Source organism: Catenuloplanes indicus (assembly GCF_030813715.1).
GTDB classification, from domain to species: domain Bacteria; phylum Actinomycetota; class Actinomycetes; order Mycobacteriales; family Micromonosporaceae; genus Catenuloplanes; species Catenuloplanes indicus.
The window spans coordinates 1,557,415-1,574,518 of sequence record NZ_JAUSUZ010000001.1; the positions used below are offsets into that span (position 1 = coordinate 1,557,415).

General features: G+C 72.3%; 19 protein-coding genes. 13 read left to right on the top strand and 6 right to left on the bottom strand.

Annotated features, from left to right (window positions below; translation table 11 throughout):
• Positions 1 to 25 precede the first annotated feature (25 nt).
• The gene (locus tag J2S42_RS07295) at positions 26 to 1,198 is read left to right on the top strand and encodes an LCP family protein (protein WP_307236526.1); all 1,173 of its coding nucleotides are present in this window, start codon (positions 26 to 28) and stop codon (positions 1,196 to 1,198) included.
• A 40-nt stretch (positions 1,199 to 1,238) separates the two neighbouring features.
• Here J2S42_RS07295 and J2S42_RS07300 read toward each other — a convergent pair whose 3' ends face one another.
• Entirely contained in the window at positions 1,239 to 1,370 is a 132-nt protein-coding gene (locus tag J2S42_RS07300) for a hypothetical protein (protein ID WP_307236528.1), read from the bottom strand.
• 28 nt (positions 1,371 to 1,398) lie between these two features.
• The gene (locus tag J2S42_RS07305; RefSeq protein ID WP_307236530.1) at positions 1,399 to 1,866 is read right to left on the bottom strand and encodes a DUF2231 domain-containing protein; all 468 of its coding nucleotides are present in this window, start codon (positions 1,864 to 1,866) and stop codon (positions 1,399 to 1,401) included.
• A 97-nt stretch (positions 1,867 to 1,963) separates the two neighbouring features.
• On the opposite strand from J2S42_RS07305, the gene J2S42_RS07310 reads away from it, so the two are divergent.
• From J2S42_RS07310 to J2S42_RS07325, 4 genes are all read left to right on the top strand, one after another.
• Positions 1,964 to 2,380 (top strand): hypothetical protein, encoded by a 417-nt coding sequence (locus tag J2S42_RS07310; RefSeq protein ID WP_307236533.1) that lies wholly within the window; start codon positions 1,964 to 1,966, stop codon positions 2,378 to 2,380.
• Positions 2,377 to 3,546, top strand: coding sequence for a zinc-dependent alcohol dehydrogenase (locus tag J2S42_RS07315; protein ID WP_307236536.1), 1,170 nt, complete (start codon positions 2,377 to 2,379; stop codon positions 3,544 to 3,546). The genes J2S42_RS07310 and J2S42_RS07315 overlap by 4 nt, the downstream gene beginning before the upstream one ends.
• Before the next feature lie 96 nt (positions 3,547 to 3,642).
• Complete coding sequence (locus J2S42_RS07320; protein WP_307236539.1) at positions 3,643 to 3,888, top strand: hypothetical protein; 246 nt, start codon at positions 3,643 to 3,645, stop codon at positions 3,886 to 3,888.
• A complete protein-coding gene (locus J2S42_RS07325) occupies positions 3,878 to 5,134 on the top strand; it encodes an Nramp family divalent metal transporter (RefSeq protein ID WP_307236542.1) in 1,257 nt (418 codons plus the stop codon). The genes J2S42_RS07320 and J2S42_RS07325 overlap by 11 nt, the downstream gene beginning before the upstream one ends.
• Positions 5,135 to 5,206: 72 nt before the next feature.
• Here J2S42_RS07325 and J2S42_RS07330 read toward each other — a convergent pair whose 3' ends face one another.
• Entirely contained in the window at positions 5,207 to 5,833 is a 627-nt protein-coding gene (locus tag J2S42_RS07330) for a response regulator (protein ID WP_307236545.1), read from the bottom strand.
• A 45-nt stretch (positions 5,834 to 5,878) separates the two neighbouring features.
• Here J2S42_RS07330 and J2S42_RS07335 point away from each other — a divergent pair, with 45 nt between their 5' ends.
• Positions 5,879 to 6,838, top strand: a complete 960-nt coding sequence (locus J2S42_RS07335; RefSeq protein WP_307236548.1) for a sensor histidine kinase — start codon at positions 5,879 to 5,881, stop codon at positions 6,836 to 6,838.
• Between the two features lie 55 nt (positions 6,839 to 6,893).
• Entirely contained in the window at positions 6,894 to 7,763 is an 870-nt protein-coding gene (locus tag J2S42_RS07340; RefSeq protein WP_307236551.1) for a manganese catalase, read from the top strand.
• Between the two features lie 66 nt (positions 7,764 to 7,829).
• On the opposite strand, the gene J2S42_RS07345 is transcribed toward J2S42_RS07340, so the two are convergent.
• Together J2S42_RS07345 and J2S42_RS07350 are read right to left on the bottom strand one after the other, a co-directional pair.
• Positions 7,830 to 8,615 (bottom strand): SigB/SigF/SigG family RNA polymerase sigma factor, encoded by a 786-nt coding sequence (locus J2S42_RS07345; protein ID WP_307236555.1) that lies wholly within the window; start codon positions 8,613 to 8,615, stop codon positions 7,830 to 7,832.
• 86 nt (positions 8,616 to 8,701) lie between these two features.
• Complete coding sequence (locus tag J2S42_RS07350) at positions 8,702 to 10,084, bottom strand: neutral zinc metallopeptidase (protein WP_307236560.1); 1,383 nt, start codon at positions 10,082 to 10,084, stop codon at positions 8,702 to 8,704.
• Positions 10,085 to 10,170: 86 nt separating this feature from the next.
• Here J2S42_RS07350 and J2S42_RS07355 point away from each other — a divergent pair, with 86 nt between their 5' ends.
• The 4 genes from J2S42_RS07355 to J2S42_RS07370 are packed head-to-tail and all read left to right on the top strand — an operon-like array spanning position 10,171 to position 14,418.
• Positions 10,171 to 11,109, top strand: a complete 939-nt coding sequence (locus tag J2S42_RS07355; RefSeq protein WP_307236562.1) for a methyltransferase — start codon at positions 10,171 to 10,173, stop codon at positions 11,107 to 11,109.
• A gap of 2 nt (positions 11,110 to 11,111) precedes the next feature.
• Positions 11,112 to 11,921 carry an MBL fold metallo-hydrolase gene (locus tag J2S42_RS07360; RefSeq protein WP_307236567.1) on the top strand — a complete coding sequence of 270 codons (810 nt, stop codon included), beginning with the start codon at positions 11,112 to 11,114 and terminating at the stop codon, positions 11,919 to 11,921.
• A 32-nt stretch (positions 11,922 to 11,953) separates the two neighbouring features.
• Positions 11,954 to 13,057, top strand: coding sequence for a carboxylate-amine ligase (locus tag J2S42_RS07365; RefSeq protein ID WP_307248651.1), 1,104 nt, complete (start codon positions 11,954 to 11,956; stop codon positions 13,055 to 13,057).
• Positions 13,054 to 14,418 carry a M20/M25/M40 family metallo-hydrolase gene (locus tag J2S42_RS07370; protein ID WP_307236570.1) on the top strand — a complete coding sequence of 455 codons (1,365 nt, stop codon included), beginning with the start codon at positions 13,054 to 13,056 and terminating at the stop codon, positions 14,416 to 14,418. Before J2S42_RS07365 ends, J2S42_RS07370 begins: the two co-directional genes overlap by 4 nt.
• Positions 14,419 to 14,440: 22 nt before the next feature.
• On the opposite strand, the gene ctaD is transcribed toward J2S42_RS07370, so the two are convergent.
• Positions 14,441 to 16,183, bottom strand: a complete 1,743-nt coding sequence (ctaD, locus tag J2S42_RS07375; protein WP_307236572.1) for an aa3-type cytochrome oxidase subunit I — start codon at positions 16,181 to 16,183, stop codon at positions 14,441 to 14,443.
• Positions 16,184 to 16,295: 112 nt separating this feature from the next.
• Here ctaD and J2S42_RS07380 point away from each other — a divergent pair, with 112 nt between their 5' ends.
• Together J2S42_RS07380 and J2S42_RS07385 are read left to right on the top strand one after the other, a co-directional pair.
• Positions 16,296 to 16,682 carry a winged helix-turn-helix transcriptional regulator gene (locus J2S42_RS07380; RefSeq protein WP_307236575.1) on the top strand — a complete coding sequence of 129 codons (387 nt, stop codon included), beginning with the start codon at positions 16,296 to 16,298 and terminating at the stop codon, positions 16,680 to 16,682.
• A gap of 280 nt (positions 16,683 to 16,962) precedes the next feature.
• Entirely contained in the window at positions 16,963 to 17,073 is a 111-nt protein-coding gene (locus J2S42_RS07385) for a keywimysin-related RiPP (protein WP_307236579.1), read from the top strand.
• Positions 17,074 to 17,104 lie beyond the last annotated feature (31 nt).

Below are 17,104 nucleotides of genomic sequence, written 5' to 3' on the forward strand. Positions count from 1 at the left end.
TCACACCGAGGGGGGAGCACCGGGGATGGCATTCGGGCGAAAGATTCCGTTCTGGGCGCGGATCGTGCTCATTCTCGCCGCGGTGCTGGTCGTGGCGAGCGCCGGAACGGTGATCGGCGCGCGGGTGCTGATCAATCAGGCGACCGAGTCGATCCCGCAGACCACGCTGATCGAGGGGGACGCCAGGGCGCCGAAGCGCGAGCCGGGTGAGGCGATCGACGGCGCGATAAACCTGCTGCTGGTCGGCATCGACGCCCGGGCGGACGGCGGCGGCAGCGACGGTGACTCGGTGCGCTCCGACACGATCATCATCCTGCACATCCCGGAGACGCACGACAAGGCGTACCTGATCTCGATCCCGCGGGACTGGCTGGTCGACGTCCCGGCGTACCCGAAGAACAACTTCGCCGGGCTCAGCGACAAGGTCAATACCGCGTTCTCGGCCGGGTACGCGGGCGGCGGTGACCGGCTGACCAAGCTCGGCCGGGGCATGGAGTTGCTGGCGACCACGCTCAACAAGGCGACCGGCATCCAGTTCAACGGTGCCGCGATCATCGACTTCAACGGGTTCGCCAGCGTGATCCACGCGCTCGGCGGCGTGGAGATGTGCGTCGCGGAGCCGGCCGAGTCCGCGCACCTGGGCGTCGACTCCGAGGGCAAGCTCGTGCAGGGCTGGTACTCCGAGGCGTACGGCATTCAGCTCCCGTACGGCGTGCAGCCCTTCGTACACCGGGCCGGCTGCCGCACGATGAGCTCGACCGAGGCGCTGGACTACTCGCGCATCCGGAAGAGCCTGCCGAACGGCGACTACGACCGCCAGCAGCACCAGCAGCAGCTGATCAAGGCGATCGTCGAGAAGGCGACCACCCGCGGCGTGCTCACCGACCTGAGCCGGCTCAACGACCTGGTCGCCGCGGCCGGTGACGCGTTCGTGCTGGACACCGGCGACGCCGCGGTCGCGGACTACGTCTTCACGCTCCGCGGCCTGCGCGCCGACGACATGGTGCTGCTCAAGACGAACGCCGGCAAGACCAACACCCAGATCATCAACGGTACGTACTTCGAGGTGCTGGACCCGACGTCGATGGACATGCTGCGGGCCGCGAAGGACGGCACGCTCGCCGCGTTCCTGACCGACCACCCGGAGTTCGCCGCGGAGCCCGCACCGTCCGCATCGGCCACGGCGAAGGCGAACTGAGGGCGGTGGGCGCGGCCCGAAGCCGCGCCCACCGCTCGCGTCACTCCTCGGTCTCCTCCGCCCGGTCCGGGTCCGGCTCGCTCGGCGGCTTCTGATGCGCCCGCTCCTCGGTCTCCGTCTCGGGCACGCCGTAGCCGTCCTCGGCGGCACCGCGTTCCGGTCGATCACTCATGACTCCTCCTCTCCTTCGGACTGATGTCTCAGGTCAGGGAGCTGGCCGCGTCCGGGTGCGCGTCCTCGTGCACGCCGATGCCGAGCCGGTCGACCAGCTCGCCGCCGAACCAGGCCGCGATGCTGCCCGCGACCAGCGCGAGCACCTCGAGCGTGAACGGCAGCGCGCCCGGCTGGTGCGTGCCGTCGAGGCGCAGCAGCCAGGAGATCGCGAAGAGCACCAGCACCAGGCCGTTCAGCGTGCCGTGCAGCAGCCCGATCCGTTTGGCCCGGGTGCCGGCCGGGATGCTGGTCCAGTCCAGCCAGCCGGTGACGGCCGCGACGATCGCGCCGACCAGCCCGGCGGTGATGTTCCAGAAGCCGACCTGGCCGAAGATCTCGTTGCCGGTGACCAGCCGGACCAGGTCGAAGATCGCGCCGGTCACCAATAGACCGAGCGGGAAGACGATGACCATCTGGTGCACCGGGTGGCCCAGTGCGCGCACTCGTGTCTGCATGCGACGGCGCGTACCCACGTGGATGCCGTCGAACCGCGTCGTTTGAAGCAGAACTCCGGGGGCACGCGCTCTGCTCGGCGTCGAGAGGAGACAGCAGATGAGACGCGCGGTTGTCACGATCGCGGTGGGCGGTGCGGCCGGGGTGGCCGCGGTCGCCGCCACGCGGCGGATACGGCGGGCCCGGGCCACCGATGACCGCTGGCACAGCGTCACGGTCAACCGGGAGCCGGAGGAGGTCGGGCCGCAGCCGCAGCCGCTGCACGACCTGGGCGAGGCGATCCAGGTCCGGGTGCGCCCGGCGCCCGGCGGACGCGGCACCGAGATCGCCGCACGCTGCGTGGAGGCCGGCCCGGACGCGGTGCGGGCGCTGCGCCGCGCGCTGCGTGAGACGCGGACGCTGGTGGAGACCGGTGAGGTGCTGCTGCCGGACGCACCGCCGACCACGCGCCGCACCCCGCTGGGTGCGCCGCTGGCGTACGCGACCCGGCACGGACGTCAGGAGGGACGGCTGTGAAGGCACTGTGCTGGGAAGGCGTGAACAAGCTCGCGGTCCGGGACGTGCCCGACCCGCAGCTGCGCAACGAGCAGGACATCGTGGTGAAGGTGCGCAAGACCGTCACGTGCGGCTCGGACCTGCACCTGATCGGCGGCTACATCCCGTTCATGAGCCGCGGCGACGTGCTCGGCCACGAGTTCGTCGGCGAGGTCGTCGAGGTCGGCGCGCAGGTCCGCAAGCACCGGGTCGGCGACCGGGTGGTGGTCAGCTCGTTCATCTCCTGCGGTAAGTGCTGGTACTGCTCCCAGGAGCTCTACTCGCTGTGCGACAACGGCAACACGAACCCGGCGATCACCGAGGCGCTGTGGGGCTTCTCCCCCGGCGGCTGCTTCGGCTATTCGCACGCGATGGGCGGCTTCGCCGGCAGCCACGCCGAGTACATCCGGGTGCCGTTCGGCGACGTCGGCGCGTTCACCATCCCGGACGAGGTCGACGACCTGCGCGCGTTGTTCGCCTCCGACTCCGCCTCGACCGGCTGGATGGGTGCGGACCTCGGCGGCGTGCGGCCGGGTGACGTGGTCGCGATCTGGGGCGCCGGCGCGGTCGGGCAGATGGCCGCGCGCGCGTCCGTGCTGCTCGGCGCGGAACGGGTGCTGATCATCGACCGGTACGACAACCGGCTCGACCAGGCCGCGAAGTTCGCCGGCGCGGAGCCGCTGAACTACCTGCGCGACGACACCGGGTCCGCGCTGCTGGAGGCGACCGGCGGCCGCGGCCCGGACGTGTGCATCGAGGCGGTCGGCATGGAGGCGCACACGCCCGGCCCACAGCACGCGTACGACCAGGTCAAGCAGCAGCTGCGGTTGCAGACCGACCGGCCGGCCGCGGTCCGGGACGCGATCTACCAGGCCCGCAAGGGCGGCAGCGTGTTCGTGCTCGGCGTCTACGCCGGGTTCGTCGACAAGTTCCCGCTCGGCGCGATGATGAACAAGGGCCTGACCGTCCGCGGCGCGCAGATGCACGGCCAGCGCTACATCCCGATGCTGCTGGACCGGATGGCGCGCGGCGAGCTGGTGACCGAGCACCTGGCCACCCACGTGATGCCGCTGGATCAGGGCCCGGAGGGCTACCGGATGTTCAAGGACAAGGAGGACGGCTGCGTGCGCGCGGTCTTCGAGCCGTGACCCGGCCGGCCGGCGCGTGTCCCCCCGGGGTCACGCGTCGGCCCACGCGGGCCGCCCCTGCCGGGAAGTCGGTCCCGCGAGGAGAGGGGGCACGACATGCCGATCGCGATGCTCGGCCGTACCGCCGTCATCGGCCTTTATCTGATCGCGCTGCTGGCCACGCCCGGACCGGCCGCGGTCGCACCGGCCGCGCTGCTCGGCGTCGTCTGGCTCGCCGCCGGCGCGAGGGACGCCAGCCGCGCCGCCGGATTCGTCCGCGTCGCCGGTGCGGCACGGAACACCGGCCGGGCCGCCGGCCCGACCCGGAACATCGGCCGTGCCGGAGCCGGCGATGGCCGTTGAGCAGGCCGTCGCCGTAGCACCGGGCACGCTGCGGACCCGGGTCGCACGGGCCGCGCCGTGGTTCGGGCCCGCGTTCGTGGCCGCGGTCGCGTACGTGGACCCGGGCAACTTCGCCACCAACTTCACCGGCGGCGCCGCGTTCGGCTACCAGCTGGTCTGGGTGATCGTCGCGGCGAACCTGATGGCGATGCTGGTCCAGTCGCTGTCCGCGAAGCTCGGTCTGGTCACCGGCCGCGACCTGCCGGAACTGTGCCGCGCGCACCTGCCGCGCCCGGTCAGCCGCGGCCTGTGGGTGCAGGCCGAGCTGGTGGCGATGGCGACCGACCTGGCCGAGGTGATCGGCGGTGCGCTGGCGCTGGCGCTGCTGTTCGGCGTCCCGCTGCCGGTCGGTGGCGCGATCACCTGCGTGGTCTCGTTCGCGCTGCTCAGCCTGCAACAGCGCGGCTACCGTACGTTCGAGTCGGTGATCGCCGGCATGCTCGGCGTGATCCTGGCCGGTTTCCTCTACACCGTGCTGCGCTCCGGCGCGGAGGGCTCGGCGCTGGCCGCCGGGATGGTTCCGTCGTTCTCCGGCGCGGACAGCCTGCTGCTGGCCACCGGCATCCTCGGCGCGACCGTGATGCCGCACGTGATCTACCTGCACTCCGCGCTGGCCAAGACGCGCACGCCGGGCATCTCCGGACCGCGCGAGCTGCGCCGCGCGCTGGGCTTCCAGCGGGTCGACATCCTGCTGGCGCTGGGCGCGGCCGGGCTGGTCAACCTGGCCATGCTGGTGATCGCGGCGCGGCTGTTCCACGGGCGGGCGGTCGGCGACACCGGCACGCTGGAGGGCATCCACGCGGCGCTCGGCAGCACGCTGGACTCGGCCGCCGCGCTCGCGTTCGCACTCGCGCTGCTGGCGTCCGGGTTCGCGTCGTCGAGCGTGGGCACGTACGCCGGTCAGGTGGTCATGCAGGGTTTCATCCGCCGGCGGATCCCGCTGACCGTGCGCCGCGGGCTGACCATGGCGCCCGCGATGGTGGTGCTGATGCTCGGCGTCGACCCGACGACCGCGCTGGTGCTGTCCCAGGTGGTGCTGTCGTTCGGCGTGCCGTTCGCGCTGGTCCCGCTGGTGCTGCTGACCCGGCGCCGGGACGTGCTCGGCGAGCACGTCAACCGGCCGGTCACCACGGCCGCGGCCTGGCTGGTCGCCGGTCTGATCATCGCGCTCAACGTGTTCCTGCTGATCCGCACGTTCACCGGTTGATCCCTGTTTGCATCCCTTCGTGGCGGGCACCCGCTCGCCGCTCGCTACGAAGGGATGGGTCCGGATGCGCCCTCAGATCAGGCCGGTGCTCCCGGCCAGCGCCGCGGCCTCGGTCCGGCTCGTCACCCGCAGCCGGCGCAGCAGCGCCGCGGTCAGCCGCTTCACCGTGCGCTCGGACACGTGCAGCTCCTCGGCGATCTCGGTGGTGGTCGCACCGGCCGCTATCGACCGCAGCAGGCGCCGCTCCGCCTCGTCCAGCCGCACCGGCACCGGCCGGTTCGCCGGCGCGGGCGTGATCAGCGAGCCGAGCAGCCAGGAGGGCAGCACGCTCCAGCCGTCCAGCACGGACAGCAACGGGGTGAGCAGCGCCTCCGCGTCCGTGGTCTTCGGCAGGAAGCCCTCCGCCCCGGCCCGCAGCGCCTCGATCACCGGCTCCGGGTGCTCGTCGCCGGACATCGCCACGATCCGCGTCCGCGGCACCGTCCGCCGGATGGCCGCGATCGCCCGGACACCGCCCGGCGGCGGCATGTGCAGATCCACCAGGGCCAGATCCGCCACGGTACGGAGGACGAGCCCGGCCGCGGCGGCCGCGTCCTGGGTCGCGGCGACCACGGTCGCCCGCCCGTCGGTGATCTTCGGCAGCAACAGCTCCATTCCCTGCAGGAACATCGGATGGTCATCGATCAGCACGACACGCACGGCGGGGGATGACATACCGGGCGCATTCCCGCCCGCGGCGCGGACATGCGGGCGGATCCGGTGAGCCCGCTGCTGCGCCTTGCGCGCCGGCTCGTCCCGCCGCGCGGCCGGGCGGCCGATGCCGGCTCCGGTGCCGCGACCGATCCCGCGACCGATCCCGGCGCCCGGCCGGCGGCCGACCCCGGCGACCGGTCGATGGAGGCCGGGCCACCGGGCGAGATGCTGGTGCTCCGCGCGCTCTGTCACGAGCTGCGCCCGCCGGTCACCATGCTGGGCTCGCTGCTGCGCGCCCTCGACCGCGAGGACGGCGCGGACGATGGCGACGACGTCGGCCGGGAGACCGGTCACCGGCGGGCCGCGACCGCGGGTCCCGGCCGCTCAGGACCGGTGCACCGGCCGGGAGACGGCCCGGAAGCCGGGACCGGACCGGATCCGAGGGCTGGTGACGACCGGCGGGCGCTGGCGCGGCTCGCCGTCGCGCACACCCGGCACCTGGACGAGCTGCTGCGGCACGCGGCGGCGATCGTGGAAGGGCTCAGCGAGCCGCCGGACGACACCACGACCGCCGCGCTCGGCCGGATCGTGCCCGCCGTCGCCGCCACCGTGCCGGACGGGCGGCTGTCGGTGCGGGTCAGTGCGTCGGCGGCGCGCACCCGCGTGCATCCCCGGCACACCCGGCAGATCCTGACCAACCTGCTCGGCAACGCGGTCCGGCACGGGCCGGCGGACGGCCGGATCACGCTGCACGCCCGTACCCGCGGCCGGTCGTTGTTGTTGATCGTCTGCGACGAGGGCTCGCCCACGCCGGAGCTGGCCCGGGCGCTGCGCCGGGACGCGCCGCCGGCCGGCATGCACGGGCTCGGACTGTGGCTGGTCCGGCAGCTGGCGCAGCGGCACGGCGGCCGGGCGTTCGCGCGCCGGACCGTACCCGCCGGGGTCGCGGTCGGCGTGCTCCTGCCCCGTCCCGGCGGGCTGTCACGGCGGGGCCACCGGTTGGCCCGGTGAGGCCCGGCACCCGGGCACTCGTCCTCCCGTAACCACTCGACAGGGAGGATCCACCGTGTTCAGTCACGTCAAAGATCTGCAGTTCGAGGCGAAGCCGGACGGTCCCGACGCGCTCTTCGCCCGGCGGCTGCAGGAGGTGCTCGGCGGCAAGTGGGGCGAGCTGACCGTGGCCAACCAGTACCTGTTCCAGGGCTGGACCTGCCGGCTGCCCGGCAAGTACAAGGACCTGCTGCTCGACGTCGGCACCGAGGAGATGGGCCACGTCGAGATGATCTGCACGATGATCGCCCGCCTGCTGGAGGGCGCGCCGCAGAATCTGCACGAGGCCGCGGCCGAGGACAACCCGATGCTGTCCGCGATCTACAGCGGACAGAACCCGGCCCAGTTCATCCACGCCGGTGGCGGGCCGCTGCCGGTGGACAGCAACGGCGTGCCGTGGAACGGCTCCTACATCACGGCCAGCGGCAACCTGATGGCGGACTTCCAGCTCAACGTGACCGCCGAGGCGCAGGGCCGGCTGCAGGTGGCCCGGCTGTACCACATGACCGACGACCCGGGCGTCAAGCAGATGCTGCGCTTCCTGCTGGCCCGCGACCACATGCACCAGAACATGTGGTCGGCCGCGATCGAGCAGCTCAAGGCAGACGGCCTGGAGGACATGCCGGTTCCGGAGGCGTACCCGGACGCGGAGCAGGAGAACGAGTTCGCGTACCGGATGCTCAACTTCTCGGCCGGTGAGGAGTCCGCGGAGGGCCGCTGGGCGAGCGGGCCGGCCCCGGACGGCAAGGGCACGTTCTCGTACGAGCCGCAGCCGCGGGCGCACGCACCCGAGCCGATCCTGCCGCCGGGCGACCCGCGCCTCTACGGCACGCCGCCGCCCACCGGTGGCGGCCTCATCGGCACCATCAAGGACGCTCTGACCTGAGCATCGCTCTCCGCGCCAGGGGCCGGGACCGCCACGTTCGGCGGTCCCGGCCCCTGGCGTTCCGGCTCACGATGCCTGCATATGGCTCCTCAGCGTGGTGAGCGCGCGCTGCAGCAACCGGGACACGTGCATCTGGGAGATGCCCAGGTGCGCGCCGATCCGGGCCTGCGTCCACTCCTGGTAGAAGCGCAGTGAGATGATCTCGCGTTCCCGCGGGGTGAGCGCGCGCAGCGCCGGCCCGAGGTCGAGCAGCGACTCGGTCAGCTCGAAGCCCGGGTCGTCGCCGCCGAGCAGGTCACCGAGCTCCTTGCTGTCGCCGTCGTCGGCGACCGGGCGGGAGAGCGAGACCGCGGAGTACGCCTGCGCACCCTCGATGCCCTCGATCACCTGCTCCTCGGTGACCCGCAGGTGGGCGGCCAGCTCCGGCACGGTCGGGCTGCGGCCGAGCGACTGGGTGAGCGTCGTGGCCGCGTCGATGATGGCCAGCCGCATCTCCTGCACCCGGCGCGGCACCCGGACCGACCAGGTGCGGTCCCGGAAGTAGCGGCGCAGCTCACCGAGCACGGTCGGGACCGCGAAACCGACGAACTCGCCGGCCTCCGGGTCGTACCGGTCGATCGCCTTGATCAGGCCGACGGCCGCGACCTGGCGCAGGTCCTCGTCGGCCGCGCCACGGCCGGAGAAACGCCGGGCCAGCCGGTTCGCCATCGGCAGCCACGCCTCGATCGCCCGCTGCCGGGCCTGCGGGCGTCGCCGGTCGCCGTCCTGGAGCGCGGTGAACGCGGCGAGGGCCTGGGTGGCCCGGGTGTCCTCGTCGAGGGCGAGGTCTTCCACGATTACGGTGCTGCTCACGGCAGTCCTCCGAATGGGATCATGAACGGGGGAAAGCCTGGCTTCCCCGGTACGGCGCTCCCAACCGGGTCATTTTTCACCGAATCTCACGGAACGCAGGCGGGCAGGCCCTCCAGTGTGCCGTCGCGGAACTCGGCGATCCGGTCGAACGCGCCCGCACTCGCGTTCTGCGCCGACCGGCCGAGCGTGAGCAGCGCGGTGACCGCCTCGTCCAGGTCGCCCGGGGAGAGCCTGACGTCGCTGTCCGCGCCGCGGGTCAGCAGGTCGTTCGTCCAGGTCCCGGCCAGGCAGTCCGTGGTCAGCCGGCCGTCCCGGTCGGTGCTGGACCCGCCGCGGCGCTCCTGCGCGGCCTGCGCGAACAGGCCGCCGAGCAGCATGCCGAGCGCGTTGTCGCCGATCCGCTGGTGCAGCGCCGGGCCGAGCCGGGTGTCGTCGAACGCCACGAACGCGCCGGACGGGCAGTAGAACGCCTGGCCGTCGAGGCTGCCGGCGCCGTCCGGCGCGGTCCGGCCGTCGCAGGCCGGCGCCTCGCCGTCGAACGGCACGATGCGCAGCGGCGTCCAGGCCGCGCCACCGGCGATCCGCGGGTACGCGCGCGCCCAGTACTCCTGCACGTCCGTGCCGAGCAGCTCGATCGTCTGGGTGTACGGCAGGTCGCCGCCGGTCGCCGCCTCCTGCGCGCTGGTGAACGGCACCTCGGTGATCGGCAGGTTCTCCGCGTCGTACGCCGCGCACCGGCGCACGCCCTCCTCCACGCCGTCCTGGAACGCGCGGATCCGGTCGAACGCGTTGCCGTGCGCCTGCGGGTTCGTCGCGGACGTGCCCGGCTCGTCGCGCAGCTGGAGGATCCCGGCGACGGTGTCGTCCAGCTGCTGCGCGGACGGCGCCGCGAAGCCGGTGGACCGCCCGGCGATCACGTCGGCGACCCAGGCACCGGCGTAGCAGTCGGCCTGCTGCTCGAGCACCACGGTCGGCGCATCGGTGACGCCGAGCCGGGCCTGGACGCCGTGGCCGTACTCGTGGGCCAGCACCACGCCGGTCAGCAGCGCGCCGAAGTCCGCGTGCAGCTGCGGCAGCAGCACCTCGGCGTCCCACGCGATGAAGTCACCGGCCGGGCAGTAGAACGCGTTCGGCTGGTACTCCCCCGGCGCGTCCCCGCAGGCCGGCGGCGGGTCGTTGCGGGTGTACGGGTGGTGGCCGCCGCGCACGGGCTGGAACGCGGCACCGCCGGCCAGCTGCGGGTACGCGCCGCTCCAGAAGCGCTCGACGTCGGTCAGCGCGCTCTCGGCGGTGCGGTTCGCCTCGTCCGGGGAGACCGGTGCGCCGGTCGCGCCGAACCCGTCCCCGGCGTTGCCCGGCTGCCGCGGCGGCTCCTCGAACCCACCGGAGGTGACCACCACACAGCCGCTCAGCAGCGTCAGCACCGTCGCGGTCAGCAGCGCGCGTACGGTCGTGCCAGCGAGGTCCATGTGGTACCGGATGCCCCGGCGGACCGGCGGCAAACCGGAGCGCAAAACACACGATTGAACGGGGCATCGTGGGGCATCCCGGGCCGATGACCAAGCCCGAACACCTGCTGAGCCTCGGGGCCGCGCTGAAGGCGGCCGGATACGCGTTCACCACCGTCACGCCCGCCACGCACGAGCGGGTCAATCGCCGCCCGGAGAACGCGCGCGCCACGGACCTGCGCGGCGTCTTCGGCTGGAGCCGGCCGTTCGGCCCGGGCGTGCTGCCGGACGACATCGTGGACCTGATGGACGCGGCGGACGTGCTGGACCGGGACGGCGACGAGTGGCGCAGCCGGGTGCGCTTCTCCACGTACGACGACGAGCTGTTCGTGCACTCCGCGTTCCCGACCACGGACGCGGAGTCGGTGTTCTTCGGCCCGGACACGTACCGGATGGCGGAGGCCGCGGCCGCGCACGTCATGCACCGGCGCCGGCCGGTGCGGCGGGCCGTGGACATCGGCTGCGGCACCGGTGCCGGCGCGATCACGGTGGCGAAGCGGGCACCGGCCGCGGAGGTGTTCGCGGTCGACATCAACGACACCGCGCTGGAGTACACCCGGGTGAACACCGCGCTCGCGGACGCGCGCAGCGTCCGCGCCTGCCACAGCAACCTGCTCAAGGACATCGACGGTACGTTCGACCTGATCATCTCGAACCCGCCGTTCATGATCGACCCGGCCGGGCGGGCGTACCGGGACGGCGGCGGCTCCGGCGGACACGACCTGTCCCTGTCGATCATCGACGCGGCCGTGGAGCGCCTCGACCCGGGCGGCTCGCTGGTGCTGTTCAGCGGCGCCGGCATCGTCGACGGTCAGGACCCGCTGCGGGCCGCGGCCGCGGAACGCCTGGAGAACACCGACCTGACCTGGTCCTACCGGGAGGTGGACCCGGACGTGTACGACGAGGAGCTGGACGGCGAGGCGTACCGGCACGCGGAGCGCCTGGCCGTGGTCGTGCTGACCGCCTCCCGCTCGGAATGGTCCTGACCATGACCATCCAGGCGAGCGTGACGTACATCGGCAACGCCACGACGCTGCTGCGGCTCGGCGGCTTCACGCTGCTGACCGACCCGGCGTTCCGGCCGGCCGGCAGTCGCTACCACCTCGGCTACGGCGCGTGGACCAAGCGCGTACTGGACCCGGCCATCGGGCTGGGCGAACTGCCGCCGCTGCACGCCGTGCTGCTGTCGCACCTGCACTCCGACCACTTCGACAGCGCGGCCGGCCGCGGGCTGGCACCTGACCTGCCGATCCTCACCACGCCGCAGGCCGGGAAGAAGCTGCGCCGCAAGCGGTTCCCGGCCGCGCACGGGCTGCCGACCTGGGAGAACCACGACATGTCACAGGGCCGGCAGCGGCTGCGGGTGACCGCGGTGCCCGGCCGGCACGGTCCCGGCGTGGTCGACCGGCTGCTGCCGGACGTGATGGGCTCGGTGGTCGAATTGTTCGAGGACGAGGTCTGCCGGCTGCGCCTCTACGTCACCGGGGACACGCTGCACCGCCCGATGCTGGCCGAGGTGCCGCGGCGGTGCGGTGACATCGACGCGATGCTGATCCACCTGGGCGGCACCCGGCTGCTCGGCATGCTGCTGACCATGGACGCCCGGCAGGGCGCGGACCTGACCGAGGTGATCCGGCCGCGGCTGACGCTGCCGATCCACCACGAGGACTTCACCGTCTTCACCTCACCGGCCAGCGACTACTTCGCGGCGGCCCGGGACCGTGGCCTGGCCGGGGTACAGCCGATCGGCCGCGGCGCCACGGTCACGCTGCCCCTTCGCACCGGGGCCGGCACCTGATGAGCGACACGCTGCCGGGCGCCGCGCCCGGCATGCTGACCGCCGAGCCGGTCACGCCCACGCTCGGCGTGGAGGAGGAGTTCCTGCTGCTCGACCCGCACACCGGCGAGAACGCGCCGATCGCGGACCTGGTGCGGGCAGCGCTGCCGGACACCGTGCGCGCGTTCGGCCAGCCGGAGTTCCGGCGCAGCATGGTGGAGATGGTCACGCCGGTCTGCACCCAGCTCGCCGAGCTCTCCTACCACCTGCGGCGGCACCGGCGGGCGGCCGCGCTGGCCGCGCGCGGGCTCGGCGCGCAGCTGACCGCGATCGGCGCCACGCCGGTCCGCGAGCCGGACCTGTCGGTCCCGGAGGGCGAGCGCTACCGGACCATGGCGGCGCGGTTCGGCGCGATCGCCCGCGAACCGGCGCTGTGCGGCCTGCACGTGCACGTCGGCGTGCCGGATCGAGAGGTGGCCGTGCGGGTCTGCGCGCACCTGCGCGTCTGGCTGCCGCTGATCCAGGCGATAACCGCGAACTCGCCGTTCTTCGACGGCGCGGACACCGGGCATGCGAGCTGGCGCGGCGTGCGGATCCAGCGCTGGCCGACGATCGGGCCGACCCCGGTGTTCGGCTCGGCCGCGGAGTACGACGCGACCGTGGCCGCCCTGGTCGAGTCCGGCGCGATGATCGACCGCGGGATGGTCTTCTGGTACGCCCGGCTCTCCGACCGCTACCCCACGGTGGAGATCCGGGTCGGCGACGTCTGCGCCACCGCGCGGGACACCGTGCTGATCGCCGCGCTGCTGCGGGCGCTGGTCGCCACGATCGTGGCGGGTCCGGAGGAGGACGTGCCGGACATCGCGGACTGCGTGGTGCACGCGGCGCACTGGCGGGCCGCCCGGGAAGGCCTGGACGGCGACCTCTTCGACCTGCGGACCGGGCGTGCCCGCCCGGCCTGGGAACTCGTCGACGACCTGGTCGCGGCCGTGACGCCGGCGCTGATCCGGCACGGCGACCTGCAGTGGGTACTGACCGCGCTGTCCGGCCTGCGGCGCTTCGGCACCGGGGCCGCCCGGCAGCGCCTGCTGCTGGGCACCACCGGGAGCCTGCCGGAGACGCTGACCGCGCTGGCCCGGCTGACCGTGAACGGATGAGGGAGAACGCGATGCACGCGCACGTGAACCGGGACGCGCTCGTCGCGAACCTGATGGAGTGGATCCGGCTGCCGTCCGTGCACGGCACGCCGGAGAACGCGATCGACCTGGAGCGGTCCGCGCGCTGGCTGGCCGGTGCGCTCCGGGAGATCGGCTTCCCGGAGGTGGAGGTCGCCGACCCGGGCGGCGCACCGGCCGTGATCGCACGCTGGTGCGCGGCGCCGGGTGCGCCGACCGTGCTGGTCTACAGCCACCACGACGTGCGCGCCGCCAAGGAGGAGACCTGGGCGGAGACGCCGGCGTACCGGCCGGTGCTGCGCGACGGGTACGTCTACGGCCGGGGCGCCTCGGACGCGAAGGGGCAGGTGATCGCGCATCTGTGGGGCCTGCGTGCGCATCTGGCCGACCGAGACGTACCCGCGGTGAATCTGATCTGGCTCGTCGAGGGCGAGGAGGAGACCGGCTCGGCGCACCTGGCCGAGCTGCTGGAGCAGCACCGGATCGAGGCCGACCTGATCGTCTACTCGGACACGCTGCTGTGGCACCGGGACCACCCGGCGATCTGCATGACCATGCGCGGCGGGGTGAACGCGCAGATCGAGGTGTTCGGGCCGTTGCGCGACGTGCACAGCGGCGCGGTCTCCGGCCCGGCACCGAACCCGCTGGTCGCGCTGGCCCGGCTGATCGGCCGGCTGCACGACGACAAGGGCCGGGTGACGCTGCCCGGCTTCTACGACACGGTGGCCGCGCACCCCGCCGCCGCGTTCGCCGCGCTGCCGTACTCGGACCGGGACTGGCTGGACCGCACGGAGACGCGCAGCATCGGCGGCGAGGAGGGGTTCACGGTGCTGGAGCGGCTGTGGGCACGCCCGGCCGTGGAGGTGCTGACCGCGATCGCCGGTGACCCGGACGGGCCGGCCCGCGGTGCGGTGCCGGCCGTGGCGACCGCGAGCATCACGGTCCGTACCGCGCCGGGCCAGGTCTGCGCCGAGGTCGCCGATCAGCTGCGCCGGTGGGTGCGGGACACGATCGACGAGGGCGTGGAGTACGAGCTGACCATCGCGGAGGAGCTGGCGCAGGAGCCGTACCGGACGCCGGAGGACCACCCGGCCGTGGCGATGCTGGCGGACGCGATGCGGGACGGCTTCGGCACGCCGGAGGTCGGCCGGATGGGCAACGCCGGTGGCGGGCCCGCGGAGCTGCTGTCCCGGTCCACCGGCGCACCGGTGCTGTTCTTCGGCACCGGGCTGCCGGAGGACCGCTGGCACGACGGCGACGAACGCGCCTCGGTGGACGTGCTCGTCGCCGGCGCGGCCACGCTCGCCTCGCTGTGGACCCGCCTGGGTCAGTGGTCCCGGTAGGCCTCGGCCGGGCCTACCGGCCTCAGTGGTCCTTGTAGGACGCGCCGCCGTGGGACTCCGGAGTCCCCGGCGTCGCGCCGCCCTCCGGCGGGCCCTCGACCGACTGGTGACCGGCGGCCAGCTCCGGGAACTTCGCGTCGAACGCCGGCCGCTCGGACCGGATGCGCGGCATGCGGTCGAAGTTGCGCAGCGGCGGCGGGCTGCTGGTCGCCCACTCCAGGCTGTTGCCGTGCCCCCACGGGTCGTCCACGGTGGCGAGCTTGCCCGCCCGGTAGGAGTGCCAGCAGTTGTACAGGAACGGCAGCGTGGACAGGCCGAGCACGAACGAGCCGACGGTGGAGAACGTGTTCAGCGCCGTGAAGCCGTCCTGGATCTGGTAGTCCGCGTACCGCCGGGGCATGCCCTCGTTGCCGAGCCAGTGGTGCACCAGGAAGGTGGCGTGGAAGCCGAGGAAGGTCAGCCAGAAGTGCAGCTTGCCGAGCCGCTCGTCGAGCATCCGGCCGAACATCTTCGGGAACCAGAAATAGATCCCGGAGAACACCGCGAACACGATCGTGCCGAACAGCACGTAGTGGAAGTGCGCGACCACGAAGTACGTGTCGTGCGTGTGGAAGTCCACCGGCGGGCTCGCCAGCAGCACCCCGGACAGGCCGCCGAACAGGAACGTGACCAGGAACCCGATCGCGAACAGCATCGGCGACTCGAACGTGAGCTGGCCGCGCCACATCGTGCCGATCCAGGAGAAGAACTTCAGACCGGTCGGTACGGCGATCAGGTAGCTGAGGAAGCTGAAGAACGGCAGCAGCACCTGCCCGGTGGCGAACATGTGGTGCGCCCAGACGCTCATCGACAGCGCCGCGATCACCAGCGTGGCACCGACCAGTCCCTTGTAGCCGAACACCGGCTTGCGGCTGAACACCGGGATGACCTCGGTGATGATCCCGAAGAACGGCAGCGCGATGATGTACACCTCGGGGTGCCCGAAGAACCAGAACAGGTGCTGCCACAGCATCGGCCCGTTCGTCGCCGGGTCGTAGACGTGCGCGCCCAGCGTCCGGTCCGCCGCCAGTGCCAGCAGCGCCGCCGCCAGGAACGGGAAGACCAGCACCACCAGCAGGCTGGTGACCAGGATGTTCCACGTGAAGATCGGCATGCGGAACATGGTCATGCCGGGGGCGCGCAGCGTCAGGATCGTGGTGATCATGTTGACGCCGCCGAGGATCGTGCCGAGGCCGGACAGCACCAGGCCGGTGATCCACAGGTTCGCGCCGACCCCCGGCGAGTGCGAGCCGTCGGACAGCGGCGTGTACGCGGTCCAGCCGTAGTCGGCCGTGCCGCCCGGCGTGATGAACCCGCCCATCACGATGATGCCGCCGAACAGGTAGAGCCAGTACGCGAACGAGTTCAGCCGCGGGAACGCCACGTCGGGCGCGCCGATCTGGATCGGCACCACGTAGTTCGCGAACGCGAACACCACCGGCGTCGCGAAGAACAGCAGCATGATCGTGCCGTGCATGGTGAACAGCTGGTTGTACTGCTCCGGGCTGAGGAACTGCATCTCCGGCCGGGCCAGCTCGGCCCGCATGATCAGCGCCATCAGGCCGCCGAGCATGAAGAACACGAACGACGTGACCAGGTACATGATGCCGATCTGCTTCGCGTCCGTGGTGCGCAGCAGCCGGGACAGCGCCGACCCGCGCACCGCCGGGCGGACCGGGCCCGGCCGGGCCTGGATCGTGGTGGGCTTCGGGACGAGGGTCGTCACGGGATCACTCCAATACGTCGGGGCGCGGCCCCGCGTGCCCAGCATCGACCCGGATAAACCCGCTGTCCAGCGGTCACTTGCGGTTACCAGGGAGCTGATGGAGAGTAAGCCGGTGGGAAACCGACACGAGATCGCCGCCCTGCCGCCCGAATCCGACCTTGCCCGGGCCGACTCGCTCGCGCGCGAGATCTTCTCCGACATCGCGAACAAGTGGGCGCTGCTGATCATCGAGTTCCTCGGCATGCGTGGCACCATGCGCTTCGGCGAGCTGCGCGACGAGATCGGCGGCATCAGCCACAAGATGCTCACCCAGAACCTGCGCACGCTGGAGCGCAACGGCCTGGTCACCCGCACCGTCCACCCGACGATCCCGCCCCGCGTCGACTACACGCTCACCGACGCCGGCGACGCCCTCCGCGCGGTCGTCGACGGCATGTGCGACTGGACCCAGCGCTTCATCTCACACATCGAGAATTCCCGTACCCGGTACGACGCGTGAGCGTCCCCTTTCGGCGGATCATCGTTCTCCGGTCTTGAGTAATTCCATTTGATTTGCTTTTGCCGCGCAATTTCCACGGCGCTCCACCATGGAATGAACAGGCGCCGGCCTCATTGCCACACCCATTCGCCACCGATAACGTTTTCGCAGTCGGAAGCGGTGGCACCGCTGAAATCCGACGATATCGGGGCCGCCGGCGCATCCGGTGGCACCGAATCCATTGCATCGGCCGATGCGATTCGTACGTCCACGGCGAAAGCCATTACCGAAAGGTGGCGTCATGCCTTCCTACGAGAAGCCCACGCTGACCCCGCAGGGCGACTTCCGCACCGAGACCGGCATCGGGAACAAGGGCCCGAAGGACCTGCTGGGCGGCAAGCAGCTCCTCTGATCACGGTGCACACCGGGCGGCGGCTCCGTGC

Bases quoted from the DNA above. Each gene is read 5' to 3' on its own strand.
- J2S42_RS07295 (WP_307236526.1), top strand. From the start codon at position 26: ATGGCATTCGGGCGAAAGATTCCGTTCTGGGCGCGGATCGTGCTCATT.
- J2S42_RS07300 (WP_307236528.1), bottom strand. From the start codon at position 1,370: ATGAGTGATCGACCGGAACGCGGTGCCGCCGAGGACGGCTACGGCGTG.
- J2S42_RS07305 (WP_307236530.1), bottom strand. From the start codon at position 1,866: ATGCAGACACGAGTGCGCGCACTGGGCCACCCGGTGCACCAGATGGTC.
- J2S42_RS07310 (WP_307236533.1), top strand. From the start codon at position 1,964: ATGAGACGCGCGGTTGTCACGATCGCGGTGGGCGGTGCGGCCGGGGTG.
- J2S42_RS07320 (WP_307236539.1), top strand. From the start codon at position 3,643: ATGCCGATCGCGATGCTCGGCCGTACCGCCGTCATCGGCCTTTATCTG.
- J2S42_RS07325 (WP_307236542.1), top strand. From the start codon at position 3,878: ATGGCCGTTGAGCAGGCCGTCGCCGTAGCACCGGGCACGCTGCGGACC.
- J2S42_RS07335 (WP_307236548.1), top strand. From the start codon at position 5,879: ATGCGGGCGGATCCGGTGAGCCCGCTGCTGCGCCTTGCGCGCCGGCTC.
- J2S42_RS07350 (WP_307236560.1), bottom strand. From the start codon at position 10,084: ATGGACCTCGCTGGCACGACCGTACGCGCGCTGCTGACCGCGACGGTG.
- J2S42_RS07355 (WP_307236562.1), top strand. From the start codon at position 10,171: ATGACCAAGCCCGAACACCTGCTGAGCCTCGGGGCCGCGCTGAAGGCG.
- J2S42_RS07360 (WP_307236567.1), top strand. From the start codon at position 11,112: ATGACCATCCAGGCGAGCGTGACGTACATCGGCAACGCCACGACGCTG.
- J2S42_RS07365 (WP_307248651.1), top strand. From the start codon at position 11,954: ATGCTGACCGCCGAGCCGGTCACGCCCACGCTCGGCGTGGAGGAGGAG.
- J2S42_RS07370 (WP_307236570.1), top strand. From the start codon at position 13,054: ATGAGGGAGAACGCGATGCACGCGCACGTGAACCGGGACGCGCTCGTC.
- J2S42_RS07385 (WP_307236579.1), top strand. From the start codon at position 16,963: ATGCCTTCCTACGAGAAGCCCACGCTGACCCCGCAGGGCGACTTCCGC.